At 65.6% G+C, this 16,728-nt stretch carries 18 protein-coding genes; 5 read left to right on the top strand and 13 right to left on the bottom strand.

Annotated elements, in window-relative coordinates; genetic code table 11:
• Positions 1-30: 30 nt before the first annotated feature.
• From thyX to ACYQ3G_RS03160, 6 genes are all read right to left on the bottom strand, one after another.
• Positions 31-711 carry an FAD-dependent thymidylate synthase gene (thyX, locus tag ACYQ3G_RS03135; protein ID WP_459822283.1) on the bottom strand — a complete coding sequence of 227 codons (681 nt, stop codon included), beginning with the start codon at positions 709-711 and terminating at the stop codon, positions 31-33.
• A gap of 77 nt (positions 712-788) precedes the next feature.
• Positions 789-1,763, bottom strand: coding sequence for a Holliday junction branch migration DNA helicase RuvB (gene ruvB / locus ACYQ3G_RS03140; protein WP_459822285.1), 975 nt, complete (start codon positions 1,761-1,763; stop codon positions 789-791).
• 1 nt (position 1,764) lies between these two features.
• The gene (gene ruvA, locus ACYQ3G_RS03145) at positions 1,765-2,361 is read right to left on the bottom strand and encodes a Holliday junction branch migration protein RuvA (protein WP_459822287.1); all 597 of its coding nucleotides are present in this window, start codon (positions 2,359-2,361) and stop codon (positions 1,765-1,767) included.
• Positions 2,362-2,370: 9 nt separating this feature from the next.
• Positions 2,371-2,892 (bottom strand): crossover junction endodeoxyribonuclease RuvC, encoded by a 522-nt coding sequence (gene ruvC, locus ACYQ3G_RS03150; RefSeq protein ID WP_459822289.1) that lies wholly within the window; start codon positions 2,890-2,892, stop codon positions 2,371-2,373.
• 9 nt (positions 2,893-2,901) lie between these two features.
• On the bottom strand, positions 2,902-3,639 hold the full coding sequence (locus ACYQ3G_RS03155) for a YebC/PmpR family DNA-binding transcriptional regulator (protein WP_028578385.1): 738 nt from the start codon (positions 3,637-3,639) through the stop codon (positions 2,902-2,904).
• A gap of 21 nt (positions 3,640-3,660) precedes the next feature.
• Entirely contained in the window at positions 3,661-4,275 is a 615-nt protein-coding gene (locus ACYQ3G_RS03160; RefSeq protein WP_459822291.1) for an RlmE family RNA methyltransferase, read from the bottom strand.
• A 47-nt stretch (positions 4,276-4,322) separates the two neighbouring features.
• Here ACYQ3G_RS03160 and ACYQ3G_RS03165 point away from each other — a divergent pair, with 47 nt between their 5' ends.
• Complete coding sequence (locus ACYQ3G_RS03165; RefSeq protein WP_459822293.1) at positions 4,323-5,798, top strand: glycosyltransferase family protein; 1,476 nt, start codon at positions 4,323-4,325, stop codon at positions 5,796-5,798.
• 66 nt (positions 5,799-5,864) lie between these two features.
• Here ACYQ3G_RS03165 and ACYQ3G_RS03170 read toward each other — a convergent pair whose 3' ends face one another.
• Positions 5,865-6,890 carry a GGDEF domain-containing protein gene (locus ACYQ3G_RS03170; RefSeq protein WP_459822295.1) on the bottom strand — a complete coding sequence of 342 codons (1,026 nt, stop codon included), beginning with the start codon at positions 6,888-6,890 and terminating at the stop codon, positions 5,865-5,867.
• A 30-nt stretch (positions 6,891-6,920) separates the two neighbouring features.
• On the bottom strand, positions 6,921-7,499 hold the full coding sequence (locus tag ACYQ3G_RS03175; protein WP_459822297.1) for a flavin reductase family protein: 579 nt from the start codon (positions 7,497-7,499) through the stop codon (positions 6,921-6,923).
• 126 nt (positions 7,500-7,625) lie between these two features.
• Between ACYQ3G_RS03175 and uvrA the strand changes: the two genes are divergently transcribed.
• Both uvrA and ACYQ3G_RS03185 read left to right on the top strand, forming a co-directional pair.
• The gene (gene uvrA, locus ACYQ3G_RS03180; protein ID WP_459822299.1) at positions 7,626-10,367 is read left to right on the top strand and encodes an excinuclease ABC subunit UvrA; all 2,742 of its coding nucleotides are present in this window, start codon (positions 7,626-7,628) and stop codon (positions 10,365-10,367) included.
• A gap of 77 nt (positions 10,368-10,444) precedes the next feature.
• On the top strand, positions 10,445-11,146 hold the full coding sequence (locus tag ACYQ3G_RS03185) for a Fic family protein (RefSeq protein ID WP_459822301.1): 702 nt from the start codon (positions 10,445-10,447) through the stop codon (positions 11,144-11,146).
• A 51-nt stretch (positions 11,147-11,197) separates the two neighbouring features.
• On the opposite strand, the gene rfaD is transcribed toward ACYQ3G_RS03185, so the two are convergent.
• Positions 11,198-12,181, bottom strand: coding sequence for an ADP-glyceromanno-heptose 6-epimerase (gene rfaD, locus ACYQ3G_RS03190; protein WP_028578391.1), 984 nt, complete (start codon positions 12,179-12,181; stop codon positions 11,198-11,200).
• A 201-nt stretch (positions 12,182-12,382) separates the two neighbouring features.
• Between rfaD and hisH the strand changes: the two genes are divergently transcribed.
• On the top strand, positions 12,383-13,024 hold the full coding sequence (gene hisH, locus ACYQ3G_RS03195) for an imidazole glycerol phosphate synthase subunit HisH (RefSeq protein WP_459822303.1): 642 nt from the start codon (positions 12,383-12,385) through the stop codon (positions 13,022-13,024).
• Positions 13,014-13,793 (top strand): imidazole glycerol phosphate synthase subunit HisF, encoded by a 780-nt coding sequence (gene hisF, locus ACYQ3G_RS03200; protein ID WP_459822305.1) that lies wholly within the window; start codon positions 13,014-13,016, stop codon positions 13,791-13,793. The genes hisH and hisF overlap by 11 nt, the downstream gene beginning before the upstream one ends.
• A gap of 125 nt (positions 13,794-13,918) precedes the next feature.
• On the opposite strand, the gene ACYQ3G_RS03205 is transcribed toward hisF, so the two are convergent.
• The 4 genes from ACYQ3G_RS03205 to rpoZ form a co-directional block, all read right to left on the bottom strand.
• The gene (locus ACYQ3G_RS03205) at positions 13,919-14,488 is read right to left on the bottom strand and encodes an acetate uptake transporter (protein WP_459824166.1); all 570 of its coding nucleotides are present in this window, start codon (positions 14,486-14,488) and stop codon (positions 13,919-13,921) included.
• A gap of 147 nt (positions 14,489-14,635) precedes the next feature.
• Positions 14,636-15,115 carry a cyclic pyranopterin monophosphate synthase MoaC gene (gene moaC / locus ACYQ3G_RS03210; RefSeq protein WP_028578395.1) on the bottom strand — a complete coding sequence of 160 codons (480 nt, stop codon included), beginning with the start codon at positions 15,113-15,115 and terminating at the stop codon, positions 14,636-14,638.
• 63 nt (positions 15,116-15,178) lie between these two features.
• Positions 15,179-16,288: a molecular chaperone DnaJ gene (dnaJ, locus tag ACYQ3G_RS03215; RefSeq protein ID WP_459822307.1), complete on the bottom strand. Its 1,110-nt coding sequence runs from the start codon at positions 16,286-16,288 to the stop codon at positions 15,179-15,181.
• Positions 16,288-16,518 carry a DNA-directed RNA polymerase subunit omega gene (gene rpoZ / locus ACYQ3G_RS03220; protein WP_028578397.1) on the bottom strand — a complete coding sequence of 77 codons (231 nt, stop codon included), beginning with the start codon at positions 16,516-16,518 and terminating at the stop codon, positions 16,288-16,290. Before rpoZ ends, dnaJ begins: the two co-directional genes overlap by 1 nt.
• Positions 16,519-16,728: the final 210 nt, after the last annotated feature.

A 16,728-nucleotide genomic window follows, 5' to 3' on the forward strand; every position in this document is an offset into this window, starting at 1 on the left:
GCCCGGATGAAAACGCGCTGGCAGGGGGGATCAGAAGACGGACGCGGCGGCGCCTTGATCGTTCATCTCGCGGATGGAATCGGCGAAACGCTCGGCCAGGTCGTCATAGAGCAGCGGAATGCGCTGGGCAAAGGCGGCAAGCATCGGCAGCATGACCTGACGCATCTGGGGGTGGGCGGCCTTGTCGCAGCGTAGCTTGAAGATGTGGCGCCACTCGCGGATGTTGGCCGTGGTCACGATCTCGGTCTTGAGGCTGTTGGGCAGGACGCTCCTGGCCTCCTGGGCCGTGGCGCCGGCGTCCACCAGGCGCAGGTAGGTGTCCTCGCAGGCCTGCATGGCCGAGAGCCAGAGGGCGTAGCGTGCGTCGTCCGCGGCCCAGAAGAAGGGACGGATGACGGTGATTTCGCTGCCGAACTTGTCCTGGGCGTAGTTGGCGTAGCGGGTGCTCTCCTGGGAGAAGGAGCACAGGCGGTGGCGGACCAGTTCGTGCGTCACGCCGCGGTCGCAGACGATGCGCACGGTGACGGAGATGTGTTCGAGGACGCTGTCGTGGCCCAGGCGGACGATACGCGACAGGAGCTTGCGGGCCGAGTCCGGGCTGGCCTTGTCCTCGGACTTGTAACAGGTGCGGGCGGCCAGTTCGAGGTGCTGCAGGATGAACTCGCCGTCGGGCAGGTGCATGAAGGAGAAACTGGGGTCGATGACTTTCATGGCTCCTCGCTGAACTGGTTGGTGAAAGGATGAATGGCACGCCGCCTGGAAACCGGCCGGCTGAACGCGCGACCCGGCTAGGCGTTGCGCAGCTTCAGGCCGCCGTCGATGTGCTGGTAGGCCTTGGCCGTTACCACGCGGCCGCGCGGGGTGCGCTTCAGGAACCCGCACTGGATGAGATAGGGCTCGTAGATGTCCTCGATGGTGCGGACCTCCTCGGAGCAGGCCGCGGCGATGGTCTTGACGCCCACGGGCCCGCCGCCGAAGTGGTCGATGATGCACTCCAGGATCTTGCGGTCCATCATGTCCAGGCCGATGGAGTCCACGTCCATGATGTCCAGGCCCTTGGCCGCCACCTCGGCGTCGATGACCGGGCTGCAGGCCACCTGGGCGTAGTCGGCCACGCGCCTCAGCAGCCGGTTGGCGATGCGCGGCGTGCCGCGGGAGCGCCGCCCGATCTCCAGGGCGCCCTCGTGGCTGATCTCAAGGCCGAGGATGCGCGCGGCGCGGGTCACGATCTGGGCCAGTTCGCGAGGGTTGTAGAACTCCAGGCGGCAGATGACCCCGAAGCGGTCGCGCAGGGGCGAGGTCAACAGGCCGATGCGCGTCGTGGCCCCGACCAGGGTGAAGGGCTCCAGCTCGATCTTGACCGTACGCGCCCCGGGCCCCTGGCCGACGATGAGGTCCAGCTTGAAATCCTCCATGCCGGGGTAGAGGATTTCCTCCACGACTGCGGGCATGCGGTGGATCTCGTCGATGAAAAGCAGGTCGTGGCGGTTCAGGCTGGTCAGGATGGCGGCCAGGTCGCCGCTGCGCTCCAGCACCGGGCCGGAGGTGGAGACCAGATTCACGCCCAGCTCACTGGCCATGATCTGGGCCAGGGTCGTCTTGCCGAGGCCCGGGTTGCCGTAGAGCAGGCAGTGGTCCAGGTGCTGTCCGCGTTCCTTGGCTGCCTGAAGGTAGATCTTCAGGTTGCCGCGGACGTCCTCCTGTCCGATGAAATCGTCCAGCGTGCGCGGACGGATGTGCTCTTCGCCTGGGTTGTGCACCATGTTATTTCGACGCGAAAATTTTGAGGGCCTGCCGGATGGCGCTGCCCGCGTCCAGGTCCGGCTCGCGTTCGAACACGGTCCGGACCACCTCGTCCACCTCGTGCCTGCCGTAACCCAGGGAAACCAGGGCCGCGGCGCAGTCGGACTCGGCCGTGGCCGTCGGGGCCGTCCTGCCGGGCGAGAGCGTGGCCGAGGCCACGAGCTTGTCCTTGAGGTCCAGAAGCAGCCGCTTGGCCGTTTTGGCCCCGATGCCGGGCACCCGCGTCAGGGCGGCCACGTCCTCCCTGGCTATGCAGGCCGCAAGCTCCGAGGGACCGTAGCAGCCGAGCATGGCCAGGGCCGTCCTGGGGCCGAGCTTGGGCGCGGCCAGCAGGGTCTCGAAGGCCTCCCGCTCCTCCCAGGTCCCGAAGCCGTACAGCACCAGCGCGTCCTCGCGCACCAGGGTGTGCACGAAGAGGCGCGCCGTGTCGCCGGCCCCGGGCAGGGACGACAGGGCGCCGACGGTCATGTGGACCTGGTACCCCACCCCGCCGGAGGTCAGCAGGATGCAGGCCTCCGCGTCGCGGCGCAGCACGGTTCCTTCGAGATATGCGATCATGGACAGAGGCTATAGACGAGTTGCCCCGTCTTGACCAGCCGCAACGGCGGCCAGGAAGCGGGAGTGATTGAGGTGGCAGATGGCCAGGGCCAGGGCGTCGCCTGCATCTTCGGCCCAGTCGGGGCGCACGCCCAGGAGCTGGCCGACCATGAAGGACACCTGACTCTTTTCGGCCCGCCCCGCGCCGACCAGGGATTTCTTGACCAGGGTGGGCTCGTAGCCGAAGACCTCGACCCCATGCACGCCGCAGGCGGCCAGCACCGCCCCGCGCGCCTGCCCGAGCTTCAGGGCCGAGGCCGAGTTGCGGGCGAAAAATACATTCTCCACGGCCACGGCCTGCGGAGAATGGGCCTGCAGCAGCGCCGTGATGCGCGAGTACATGAGCCCCAGCCGGGCGCTCATGGCCTCCTCGGCCGGCCGGACCACGCCAGCCTCGACCAGGGACAAAACCCCGGACCGCTCCCGCACCAGGCCGTAGCCCATGCAGCGCGACCCGGGGTCCACGCCCAGGATGACGCGTTCGGCAGCCATGCTCCGGGCTTACATCTCCGCCAGGAGTTCCGGGGGCAGCTCGAAGTTGGCGTAGACGTTCTGCACGTCGTCGTTGTCGTCCAGGGCGTCGTAGAGCTTGAGGACCTTGCGTCCTGTCTCCACGTCCACGGCCACGGTATTCTGGGGGATGCGGTTCAGCTCGGCGCTCATGATCTCGATGCCCGCGGCCTCGAAGGCGGACTTGGCGGAATGGAAATCCTCGACCGCGCACTGCACCTGCCAGGAATCGTCGTCATCGAGCACGTCCTCGACGCCGGCCTCCAGGCCCACTTCCAGGAGCTGATCCTCGGTGTACTTCTTGTCGAAGGCGAAGACGCCCTTCTTGTCGAACATCCAGGCCACGCAGCCGGCCGCGCCCATGGAGCCGCCGCCCTTGCTCAGGATGTGGCGCACCTCGGCCACGGTGCGGTTCCGGTTGTCCGTGACGGCCTCGATGAGGATGGCCACGCCGCCGGGCGCGTAGCCTTCATACATGATCTCTTCCAGGGCCTCGGAAGCCAGCTCGCCCGTGCCCTTCTTGATGGCCGTGTCAATCTTGTCCTTGGGCAGGTTCACGGCCTTGGCCGCATCGATGGCCGCGCGCAGCCGCGCGTTCATGTCCGGGTCGCCGCCGCCCTTGGCCGCGAGGATGATTTCCTTGGTCACCTTGGTGAACATCTTGCCGCGCTTGAGATCCTGACGGCCCTTGCGGTGCTGGATGTTCTTCCATTTACTATGTCCTGCCATGTTTTCCTCCAAAAAAATTCGTTATGCGCGATGCTCTTCGCGTCCGGCCGGGACGAACCCCAGACCCAGGATGAAGATTTCCTTGCTCTCGGAGCGGCTGCTCTTGGGCTTGACCATGACGACCTTGGCGAAGCGCCCCCGCAGGGACTGCACGAAGGGGTGCACGTCCGGGCCTTCAAAGACCTTGGCGATGAACGTTCCGCGCGGCGCCAGCCACTCCTCGGCCACGGCGAAGGCCGCCTCCACGAGCTGGATGGAGCGGGCCTGGTCCGTAAATTTCGATCCCGTGGTCTTCGGGGCCATGTCGCTCATGACCACGTCGAAGGGGGCCAGGGTTTGCAGATGCCCGAGAAACACGGGCGAGCGCGCGAAGATGTCTTCCTGCAGGAAGGTCACCTGCTCCGGAAAGACAGTGTCCGGCATGTTCAGGTCGACGCCCAGCACCCGCCCGCCCGGGCCGACGCGCTCGGCCGCGTACAGGGTCCAGGAGCCGGGACAGGCCCCGAGGTCCAGGACCTTCTGGCCGGGGCGCAACAGTTTGTGCGCCTTGTCCATTTCCTGAAGCTTGTATACGGAGCGGGCAGGGTAGTTGTCCTGCTTGGCCTTTTTGAAATAGTAATCGCGGTATTGTTTCATGCTCTCATGACCGGGGCAGCATCCCGACCACCCAAGCGAGCGCCTTCATGCCAGCCAGACCCATACGTGTAAAGTTCAAAAACGAGCTTGGGATATCTACAACGCTCCCCGCAGGAGAGCAATATCTTCGTCTGCTGGGCCGTGGGGAGGACATCCTCGTCCTCTGTCCGGGGCCCGAGCCCGAGTTGTGCGCGCCGCTGCTGTCCGGAGCGCGGCGCGTCCTCGTGCTCCGGGAACCGGAGTTCGAAAGGCGGATGCCCCCCGCATGGCCCGGCGCCTTCCCGCCGGACTGGGAGCCCGTCTCCATGGAGGCCACCCCGGCCCTGCTGCCCGGCGTGCGAGTCCTGCACTACACGCCGGCCACCCGCCTGCTGCCCTCGGTCTACGCGCCGCTGCTGGCCGCCCTGCACCCCGCGCCCAAGGCCCGCAAGCCTGCCGACGTCTGGCTGCCCTGCCCGGATAAAGGGCTCATCGTCCCGGAACTGGAGGACGCCGCCCTTGCCCTGGAACTTCGGCCCAGGCGCCTGCCCGCAGCCATCCCGGCCGCCGATCTGGCCAGGGCCCTCGAAGCGGAAGCGCCCGGCCTGTTCCTGAGCGTCAACTTCCACGGCCTGGACCCCTGGGGCGAGAACCAGGCCCTGCTGGAGGCGGCCGGAGTACCCGTGGCCGTGTGGTGCGTGGACAACCCCTTCCACCTGCTCACGGGCCAGAAAAACCTGCTCTGGAAACGCCTGCCCCTCTTCGTCACCGACGACTGGTTCGCCCGGCCCCTGCGTTCCATGGGCGCCGAGGCGAGGCATCTGCCCCTGGCCGGGAGCCCGAAATTCTTCGCCCCGGGAGCCGCGTGTCCGGCAGGCCGCGACCTGACCTTCGTCGGCCGCTCGTCCTTCCCGGACCGGGACCGCTTCTTCGCCGCCTGCAGGATTCCGCAAAGCCTGGCCGACGAGGCTGGGACGCTGCCGGGTAGGCAGGCCCATTTCGGTTGGTGGCGCGACAGGCTGCCGGACATCCCCCTCTGGCCAGGCAACGACGTAAGGGTCCTGGGACTGGGGGCGGAAACGGCGTCCGCCGCGTGGCGCATGAGTTGCCTGGCCGCCTTGAACGCCGCGACGGACCTGACCGTCATCGGGGACGACGCCTGGCGCAGCCTTGTGCCCGGAGTTCGCCTCCTGCCCCCTGTGGACTACTACGCCGGTCTGGCCGATGCCTGCCGCCGGGCATCCTTCACCCTGAACCTGACGAGTCTGCTCCTGCCCCACGGCCTGACCCAGCGCCATTTCGACGTCTGGGCCTGCGGCGGCTTCCTGCTGACCGACGACACGCCGGGCCTCTCGATCTTCCCGCCGGAACTGACCCGCCCCGTGGCCTTCCAAACCCCTGAGCAGGCCACGGACCTGCTGGCAGCCCTGGCCGCCGCGCCAAAACGCAAGGAAGAGCTGCGCCTGGCCTGGCAGGAGCACATCCTGGCGGAGCACACCTACGCCCGCAGGCTGGAGGTCATTCTGGACGCGACCCGGACATAGCACCTGAAAAGCGAAAAGGGCCCCCGGATATCCCGTGGAGCCCTTCGCGTTTCCCGAAGAAACCCTTCAGCACTCGCCCATGGCGCATACCTGGTTGCGGCCCTGATTTTTGGCCCGGTACATGGCCCGGTCGGCCTCGTCGAGGAGCCGTTCGCCGTGGCTGCCGGTCCATTCGGGCCGCAGGGTCGCCACGCCGATGGACACGGTGATCTTGATGCCCTTCTGCAGCACCTGGCCGTTGTGATCGCGGATGATGAAATTGTATTCCTCGATGATGGTGCGCAGGGATTCCGCGTCCTCCTTCGCCTCGTCCAGGCCCACGCCCGGCAGGGCGACGATGAACTCCTCGCCGCCGAAGCGCGCCGGAAAAAAGCTGCGGTTGGGCATGGTGCGGTACTTGTGGGCGAAGCCCATGAGCTTGCCCGCCACCGTGACCAGGGCCTGGTCGCCGATGCGGTGCCCGTAGGAGTCGTTGAAGGCCTTGAAATGGTCGATATCCAGAAACATGAGGCTCATGGGCTTGCCCGTGACCACGTGCTCCGCCAGGGTGGCCCGGAAGTAGCGATCAAAGGCCCGGCGGTTGTTGAGCTTGGTCAGCTGGTCGGTGTAGCTCATCTCGACCAGGTCCCGCGTGTCCTCCTCCAGCTGCGAGATGACCTTCTCGAAGGCCGCCCGGATCTCGACGACGATGTCCTCCAGGGCGTTCTGATCGCGCACGGTGTTGATGGTCGTTTCGCGCAGGTCCTTGACTTCCTTGGCCCGCTGGATGTTCTGGGAGCGGATGTGCTCGATCAGGCCCACGGTCTCGCGGAAGGCCTCTTCGAGCTTCTTGTTCCAGGGCTTGTAGAGGATCTGCTCCTGCAGGCGCACGAACTCCTTGAAGCGCGTTTCCGAGTAGTCCCGCTCCCGGATGACCTGCATGACCAGGTCCTGCATCTGCTGCTTCTGCTCGGCGGAAAGGTAGTCGTATTCCGTGATGGAGCGCATGTAGAGGATGAGGGCCCCCCACTTGGAGTTGGCCGGGACGCCCGCCTTGACGAGGGACAGGACGAGGTCGCGGGAACAGAAGAAATCGGCGTAGTGCTCGGTCATGGCCCTAAATCCGCATGGTTGAGGTTCGGACTAGTCTTTCTTGCAGAAAAGCTGACCCATTTCGAAAGCCTGCCCGACATACTCACCCACGGCGTGATAGGCTCTGGAAACAGGAGTGAAGATGAGGGGCTGCACCTTGGCCGCATCCGGATATCCCTTCGCATCCAGGACATCCTCGTCAGCCTTGACATCTACGATCTCTCCAATGAACTGCACGTGCATGCCCAGCGGCACGGTCCGCAGCAGTGCGCACTCCAGCACCAGGGGGAACTCCCCGACGTACGGGGCGTCGACGAGCTTCGAGCGCACCGGGGTCAGGCCCGCGGCGGCGAACTTGTCGGTGTCGCGGCCCGAGGCGATGCCGAAAAAGTCGGCCTGGGCGGCGAAACGCACCGAGGGGACGCTCACGGTGAAGGCCTTGCGGGCGGTGATGGCCGAAAAGCTGTGCCGCTCCTCGCGCAGGGAAACGGCCACGCACGGCGGCTTGGAACAGCAGATCCCGCCCCAGGCCGCGGCCATGGCGTTGGGTTTGCCGCTTTCGTCATAGGAGCCGATGATCCACAAGGGCGTCGGCTGGGCCAGGGTCTTGGCCCCGAGGGAGATTTTCATGGTCGTCTCCGGGATGGCGTCACGTTCATTTCCTCATGTCCCACTTGCCAGTGATTTTCATATGGTTATAGGTAGCATCCCGCAAGTCTAAACCTGCATTTTCCCTGCAGCAGCAACAGGGCGTTCATGGATACCAAAGTCATACATATAGAAGGCGCGCGCGAGCACAATCTCAAGAACCTGACCCTGGACATCCCCCGCGACAAGCTGGTGGTGGTCTGCGGCCCTTCGGGGTCGGGCAAGTCCACCCTGGCCTTCGACATCGTCTACGCCGAAGGCCAGCGCCGCTACGTCGAGTCCCTGTCAGCCTACGCGCGCCAGTTCCTGCCTCAGATGGACAAGCCGGCCATCGACCTCATCGAGGGACTGACCCCGGCCATCTCCCTGGAGCAGCAGACCATCTCCAAGAACCCGCGCTCCACCGTGGGCACGGTCACGGAGGTCTACGACTTTCTGCGCGTCTTCTACGCGCGCCTGGGCACGCCCTGCTGCCCCGAATGCGGCGTGCCCATCCAGGCCCAGACCGGCGACCAGATCATGGACCGCATCATGAGCCTGCCCGAAGGCACCAAGTTCATGCTCCTGGCGCCCATGGTCGACCACAAGAAGGGCACCCACGCCGACCTCTTCAAGAAACTGAAGAGCCAGGGTTTCGTGCGCGTGCGCGTGAACGGCGAGGTGCGGCCCCTGGACCCCATGCCGGAGCTGGCCAAGAACCTGAAGCACAGCGTCGACCTGGTGGTGGACCGTCTGGTGCTCAAGGCCGACATGCGCAAGCGCCTGGCCGACTCCGTGGAGCTGGGCCTGACGTCGGGCGAGGGGCGCATCGTCGTGTCCGTCATCGGCGGCGAGGACATCTTCTTCTCCACCGACGCGGTCTGCCCCCGCTGCAGCCTGAGCCTGCCCAAACCCAGCCCCCAGCTCTTCTCCTTCAACAGCCCCCAGGGAGCCTGCCCGCACTGTTCGGGCCTGGGCGCGGTGGAATATTACGAGCCGGTGCTGCTGGCGCCCAACGGCGGCCTGTCCCTGCGCCAGGGCGCCATCCTGCCGTGGAAGGGCCGCGCCTTCGACCGCTTCGCCGCCGACTTGAAGGCTCTGGGCCTGCGGCAGGGCTTCACCCTGGACACGCCCCTGCGGGAGTTCGCGATCGAGGCCCGGCACGCCCTGTTCCACGGCGACGGCGACTGGCCGGGCGTCATCCATTTCCTCGAACAGGGGCAGGGACTCGGCCACATCTGGCGCGATGAACTTGCGCGCTACCGCCAGACCATGGACTGCCCCGAATGCAGGGGCGCCCGTCTGCGGCCCGAGGCTCTGTCCGTGCGCGTGGAGGGGCTCAACATCTTCGACTTCTGCGCCCTGCCCATCGCCCGCGCCCTGAAGTGGCTGCAGGGCCTGGACTTCGCCGGCGTGAACGCCGAGATCAGCACGCCGCTACTCAAAGAGCTGCGCCACCGCATGGAATTCCTGGCCAACGTGGGCCTGGACTACATCTGCCTGGCCCGCAACATGACCACCCTGTCCGGCGGCGAAGCCCAGCGCATCCGCCTGGCCGGACAGCTCGGCTCGGGTCTGGTCGGCGTGACCTACGTCCTGGACGAGCCGAGCATCGGCCTGCACCCGCGCGACAACGTGCGCCTCATCAGCACCCTGCGCCAGCTCCAGAGCCGCGGCAACACGGTGCTGGTGGTCGAGCACGACGAGCCCACCATCCGCTCGGCCGACCACGTGCTGGAACTCGGCCCCGGCTCGGGCTTCCTGGGCGGGGACCTGGTCTTCGCCGGCACGCCCGAAAAGCTGGTCAACGAGTCCCAGAGCCTGACGGGCAAATACCTGCGCGGCGACCTGCGCATCGCCCGGCCGCCGGCGCGCAGAAAATCGGGCCGGGCCATCACCCTGCGCGGGGTGACGACCAACAACCTGCGCGGCATCGACGTCCGCTTCCCCCTGGACTCCCTGGTCTGCATCACCGGGGTCTCGGGTTCGGGCAAGAGTTCCCTGGTGGTGGACTCCCTGTACAAGCACCTGGCCCTCGCCCAGGGCCTCAAGGTCGAGGCGCCGGGCACCATCGGCGGCATCGACGGCGCCGAGGCCCTGGAGAAGATCATCTCCATCGACCAGAGCCCCATCGGCCGCACGCCCCGCTCCAACCCCGCCACCTACACCAAGGTCTTCGACGAGATCCGGGGCATCTTCGCCGGCAGCAAGGACGCCCGCAAGCGCGGCTACAACGTCGGGCGCTTCAGCTTCAACGTCCGCGGCGGCCGCTGCGAGGCCTGCCAGGGCGACGGCCAGATCCGGGTCGAGATGCACTTCCTGCCCGACGTTTTCGTGACCTGCGAGGTCTGCGGCGGCAAGCGCTACAACCGCGAGACCCTGGACATCCTGTACCGCGACAAGTCCATAGCCGACATTCTCGACATGACGGTCCGCCAGGCCCGCCAGTTCTTCGCCAACCACCCGGCCCTGGAGCGCAAGCTCGGGGTCCTGGAGGAGGTGGGCCTGGAGTACATCCGCCTGGGCCAGCCGGCCACGACCCTGTCCGGCGGCGAGGCCCAGCGCATCAAGATCTCCCGCGAACTGGGCAAGCGGAGCCTCCCCGGCACCCTCTACATCCTGGACGAACCGACCACGGGCCTGCACATGCACGAGGTCGGCAAGCTCATCTCGGTGCTGCACACCCTGGTGGACAAGGGCGCCTCGGTCATCGTCATCGAGCACAACCTGGACGTGGTGGCCGCCTCGGACCACGTCATCGACCTGGGCCCCGGCGGCGGCGAGAACGGCGGCCTGGTCGTGGCCCAGGGCACGCCCGAGGAACTGAAGCAAAACCCCGGCTCGGTCACGGGGCCGTTTCTGGAGCTGTGAACCGAGCCTTGCGAAGGGCGGGGAACTGAAGGTATGCCAGCCGGAACAGCCGCTACCGACAACCAAGGAGCCGCCTGATGACGGACACGCACTGGGGCATGACGCCCGACCGGTCCAAGGCCCTCATGCTGGCCAAGCGACAGCTTGCGGAATTCGTCTGCGACGCCGTGAACCTGGAGGGCATCCCATTCACGCTGCCGGAAATCCAGACACTCCTGCAGGGTGTCACCGTCGGGGGGCACAGACTTTCGGACCAGAGGATAGCCCTCAACCAGCGCGAAGCCTGGACTCGGCTCTTCGAATGGGTCGAGGCGGGGGAATTCGAGCTCTCCCGGGACAAGGCCTGCGCCCTTCACGCTCTGGCTGCGCGCGAGGACGCCCTGGAATGGGGACGGTTCCGCTCGGGCGGCGTGCTGATCGCAGGAACAAAGTTCACGCCGCCGCCTTCCGATGAACTCCCACGCCTCTTTGAGGACGTGCTGCTGACCGCGGCCAGCATGCCCGACATCTACGACCAGGCCATCCACATCTTCCTGACCATGGCCCGCTGCCAATTTTTCTATGACGTCAACAAGCGCATGGGAAGATTCCTCATGAACGGGCATCTCCTGGCCAACGGCTACCCGGCCATCAACCTGCCGGCCAGCCGCCGCCTGGAATTCAACGAGCTGATGCTCGCCTTCTATCCTTCGGGCGACGAGACGGACATGAACGCGTTCATGCGCTCCTGTCTCGACCCGAGAATCATCTCCATCATGCTCGAAGCGCGCCGCAATTGAAAAAGGCGGCCCGGGAGACCCGGCCGCCTTTTTCGCCCCGCGCTCCGACCGTCAGTAGCGCGACGTCAGGTGGGCGTAGCCGTGCATCAGGTAGTTCTGGACGTAGTCGGCGACGCCGTCCTCCAGGGGACGGAAGTCCACGTCGCAGCCGCGGCCGGACAGCTTCTTCAGGTCGGCGCAGGTGTAGTACTGGTACTTGCCGCGCAGGGCGTCGGGCATCTCGACATACTCGACCTGCGTCTCCCGGCCCATGGCCGCGAACACCCCGCGCGCCAGGTCATTCCAGGTCCGGGCCTGGCCCGTACCGACATTGAAGACGCCGCCGACGCCGCGGTTCTTGAGCAGCCAGTCGATGACCCTCACGCAGTCCTTGATGTAGACGAAGTCGCGGCGCTGCTCGCCGTGGGCGTATTCCTGGCGGTAGGACTTGAAGAGCTTGAGCTTCCCGGTCTGCCGGATCTGGGTGAAGGCCTTGCAGACAACGGAGCGCATGTCGTCCTTGTGGTACTCGTTGGGGCCGAAGACATTGAAGAACTTGAGTCCCGCCACCTTTTCCAGAAGCCCGTCGCCCTTGAGCCAGAGGTCGAAGAGATGCTTGGAATAGCCGTACATGTTGAGCGGCTGCAGGGACTCCATGGCCTCGTCGGAGTCGTCGAAGCCACGGCTGCCGTCGCCGTAGGTCGCGGCGGAGCTGGCGTAGATGAAGCGCGCGTCGCGCTCCAGGGCGAAACGGCACAGGGCCTTGGAGTATTCGAGGTTGTTGCGCATGAGGTAGTCGCAGTCGGCCTCGGTGGTGGCCGAACAGGCGCCCATGTGGATCACGGCCTCGATGCGGCCTTCCATGTACCGGGTCTTGGTCAGGCCCAGGAATTCGTCCTTGTGGATGTAGCGGTGGTACTTGAGGCCCACGAGGTTGCGCCACTTGTTCGTGCTGGCAAGGTTGTCGACCACGAGGATGTCGCGGATGCCCTGGCGGTTCAGTTCCCAGGCCATGGCGCTGCCGATGAAGCCGGCGCCGCCGGTGATGATGATCATAGTGCCTCCCTTTCGAGTCTTCTCCCACCGCCCCTAGCTTGAAAGGGCCCCAGGGGCAAGACGCCAGCCCCTGTACGGGACTGATTCCAGTCCGCCTGACGCTCCGGCGTTCCGGCCAGAGGAACATTCGGGTCTTGGTTTTTGCACGGGCTTTGGCTACAGTGCCGCCTTCCTGTCCACCACTTCCACGAGGAGCACCCTATGCTCGCCATCCTTGACTACAAGGCCGGCAACCTGACCAGCGTCAAACGCGCCCTGGACTACCTCTCCATCCCCTGCACCATCACGGCCGACGCCCACGTCATCGCGGGCTGCGAGGGGCTCATCTTCCCCGGCGTGGGTGCGGCCGGTTCGGCCATGGCCTACCTCGGCCGGTCGGGGCTGAAAGAAATCATGGCCCATGAGATCGCCTCGGGCAAACCGCTCCTGGGCATCTGCCTGGGCTGCCAGATCCTGCTCGAATACAGCCCGGAAAACGACACGACGACGCTTGGCCTCATCCCGGGACGCTGCGACATCTTCACCCCGGACCTGACCGAGGAAGACGGCTCGCCCATCAACATCCCGCACATGGGCTGGAACACCGTGGCCCTCAAGAAGGACTGCCCTCTCTTCGACGGCATCTCCCCGGAGAGCGAATTCTATTTCGTGCACAGCTACTACCCCAACCCCGCCCCCGAATACATCATCGGCACGACCTACTACGGACGGGAGTTCTGCTCCGTGCACGGCCGCGACGGGCTGTGGTCGGCCCAGTTCCACCCGGAGAAGAGCGGACGACCGGGCCTGAAACTGCTCTCCAACTTCTACGCGTACTGCAGGGAGGCGGCCAATGCTCAGTAAACGGATCATCCCCTGCCTGGACGTCAGGAACGGCAAGCTGACCAAAGGCGTCAAGTTCGAAGGCAACGTGGACATCGGCGACCCGGTCGAGACGGCCAAACGCTACTACGAGGAAGGGGCCGACGAGATCGTCTTCTACGACATCACGGCCTCCCACGAGGGCCGCGGCATCATGCTCAAGGTCGTGGAGGCCGTCGCCTCGCAGATCTTCATCCCCTTCTCCGTGGGCGGCGGCATCTCCACCTTGGCCGACATGCGCGACGTGCTCCTGGCCGGCGCCGAGAAGATCTCCGTCAACTCGGCCGCGGTGAAGACGCCGCACATCATCACCGAAGGGGCCGAGGCCTTCGGCTCCCAGTGCATCGTCGTCGGCATGGACGTGCTGCGCGTGCCCGCGTCCGAGACCATCCCCTCGGGCTACGAGATCGTCATCCACGGCGGCCGCAAGCACATGGGTATCGACGCCCTGTGGTGGGCCAGGGAGGTCGAGCGCCTGGGCGCGGGCGAACTGTGCGTCAACTCCATCGACGCCGACGGCACCAAGGACGGCTACGAACTGACCCTGACCCGGCTCATCGCGGACAGCGTGCGCATCCCGGTCATCGCTTCGGGCGGGGCCGGCAACCCGCAGCACATGGTTGACGCCGTGACCGAAGGCCGCGCCTCGGCCGCCCTCATCGCCTCCATCGTGCACTACGGCGAGTACACGGTGACGGACCTCAAGAACTACATGGCCGACAAAGGGGTCAAGGTGCGCCGCATCTGGTAGCGCCCCCATCCGACCGATAAAAGGCCCTCGTTCCCGGACGGGGGCTTTTCTTTTGCCGGGCGCACGCCGAAAAAAAGGCCGACCACAGCGTGATCGGCCTTTCCTGGCGCCATGGCGTCCCCGAGCTACTTCTTCGCCACCGGGCCCAGCGGGAGAACCGTGCGGCCGTAGACCTCGTTCAGCACTTGGGCGATGGCCGCGTAGAAGGCCGAAAAGCCGCACAGGATACCGACGTAGCCGGCCGTGGTCTTGTAGGCCGCGATGTGGGTCAGGTCGCCGATGGCCAGGAGCCAGAACAGGGCGACCAAGGTGCCGAAGACGACCTGCAGGGCCCGGTTCAGGCGGAAGGTGCCGAGGAACATGCAGAAGGTGAAGAGGCCCCAGATGGCCAGATAGATACCCATGGCCGTCTCGTCGCTCTTCTCGGCCAGGCCCAGGGCGGGCAGGACCCAGATGGCCACCAGGGACAGCCAGAAGGAGCCGTAGGCCGTGAAGGCCGTCAGGCCGAAGGTGTTGTTCTTCTTGGACTCCAGCAGGCCGGCGAAGATCTGCGCGATGCCGCCGACAAAAATGCCCATGCCCATGATCATGGAGTTGACCGGGTAGAGCCCGGCGTTGTGGATATTCAGGAGAATGGTGGTCAGCCCGAAGCCGAGGAGGCCCAGGGGGGCGGGATTGGCCGAAGAGTCCTTGATGATGCTCTCAGTGGTCACGAATATATCCTTGTCTTGTGTGTCAAAGGGTTGCGCGGCATATGCCGCCACGGGATGCCTGGGCCGCGAAAAAAGGCGCGCCGGGGATGAACCGGGGCGCGCCGTGAAAACCGGAAATCGAGATGAACGTCACTCGGCGTTGAACTCGCCGCTCTTGCCGCCGCTCTTGTGCGTCAGGCGACAGTCCGTGATGCGGATGTCCCGCTGCACGGCCTTGCACATGTCGTAGATGGTCATGGCCGCCACCTGGGCCGCCATGAGGGCCTCCATCTCGACGCCCGTGGGCCCTGTGGTGCGGGCCTCGGCCTCGATCTCGATGGACAGGTCGACCGGCACCGGGGTCAGGCGCACGTCGGCCTTGGAAAGCAGGATGGGGTGGCACATGGGGATGAGTTCCCAGGTGCGCTTGGCGGCCATGATGCCGGCCACCTTGGCCGTGGTCAGCACGTCGCCCTTGGGCAGGGCGTTTTTGGTCAGCAGGTCGAAGGTGTGCGCGTTCAGAAGCACGCGGCAGCGGACCACGGCCCGTCTTTTGGTGTCGGCCTTGCCGCCGACGTCCACCATGACCACGTTCCCGGCCTCGTCGATATGCGTCAATTTCTCTTCCACACGCCCTCCCTGAAATGAAAAAGGCCGGAAACAGGTTCCGGCCGTTCGCAGCTTTCGCCCGGACTAGTCGCCCATGGCTTTCTTGAAGAAATCCTTGACCTTGTTCAGCGGACGGTTGTCCTCGAGCTTTTCGAACTCGCGCAACAGCTCCTCCTGCTTTTTGGTCACGTTGGTCGGGATGCGCACCGAGACCTCCACCAGCAGGTCGCCCTTCTGGGTGCTGCCCAGGTGCGGCAGGCCGAGGCCCTTGATGCGCAGGATCTTGCCGGACTGGGTGCCCTTGGGGATTTCCAGGCTCACGGGCTCGTCGAGGGTCGGGACCTCGATCTTGGCCCCGAGGATGGCCTGCACGATGGAGATCTCCGCCACGATGACCAGATCCTGGCCACGGCGGGTGAATATCTTGTCGTCCTCGACGTAGATGACCACGTAGAGGTCGCCATGCGGCCCGCCGAAATCACCGGGCTCGCCCTCGCCGCGCAGGCGCAGGCGGCTGCCGTTGTCCACGCCGCCGGGGATGCGCACCTTGAGGTTCTTGTTGATCTGCGTCACGCCCTGGCCGCGGCACTTGGCACACGGGTGGGTGATGACCTTGCCCTCGCCCCGGCAGACGGGACACGGCACGGAGATGCGGAAAAATCCCTGGCTCTGGGTGACCTGACCCTGCCCGCGGCAATGCTGGCAGGTCTCGGGGGTGTGCCCCGGCGTGGAGCCGGACCCGCCGCAGTCGGAACAGGTCTCCTTCTTGGGGATATTGAGTTCGACCTCGGTTCCCTTGGCCGCGTCGCGGAAGGACACGGTCAGGTTGTAGCGCAGGTCCGCCCCGGCACGCGGACGGCGCCGGCCACCGGCGGCCGCGCCGAATCCGAAGAAATCCCCGAAGATGTCGCCGAAGGCGCTGAACACGTCCTCGGAGGAGTGGAAATGATCCCCGAAGCCCTGGCCGTTGACGCCGGCATGACCGAACCTGTCGTACTGGGCGCGCTTGGACGCGTCGCTCAGAACCTCGTAGGCCTCGGCCGCCTCCTTGAACATGTCCTCGGCCTCAGGATTGTCCGGGTTGCGGTCGGGGTGGTATTTCAGGGCGAGCTTGCGATAGGCGCTCTTGATCTCGTCCGCCGAGGCGCTGCGGCCGACGCCCAGCACTTCGTAGTAATCACGCTTGTCAGCCATCACTCATCCTGATCGTCGGCTTCGAAACTGAAATCCTCGATGTGCTCCACATCGGGCAGGACCTTGCCTTCGGCGATCTCGCGCAGGGCGGTCACGATTTCCTTGTTCTTGGACGAGACGAGGGGATCGTACCCTTCGTGATACTGCTTGACCCGCTTGATGGCCATCTGCACGATCAGAAATCTGTTGTTGACCTTCTCCAGGCAATCTTCAACGGTAATCCTGGCCATTGCACCTCCGCAAATATATATCGAGTTGAGAATACACAGAAAAAATGCCCGGCTCAACGGATCGAGTCGGGAATAACATTTAACGTTACGCACAACCTTCGGGCCCTGTCAACGTGCAACTCGCCTCCTCCCCGGGGCGAGCCCTTTACACGGGCCTGCGGCGTCGATAGGGAGGCGGGCACTTAAGGCTCATAATACGCATCGCGAATC

It is taken from the genome of Desulfomicrobium salsuginis (assembly GCF_054657795.1).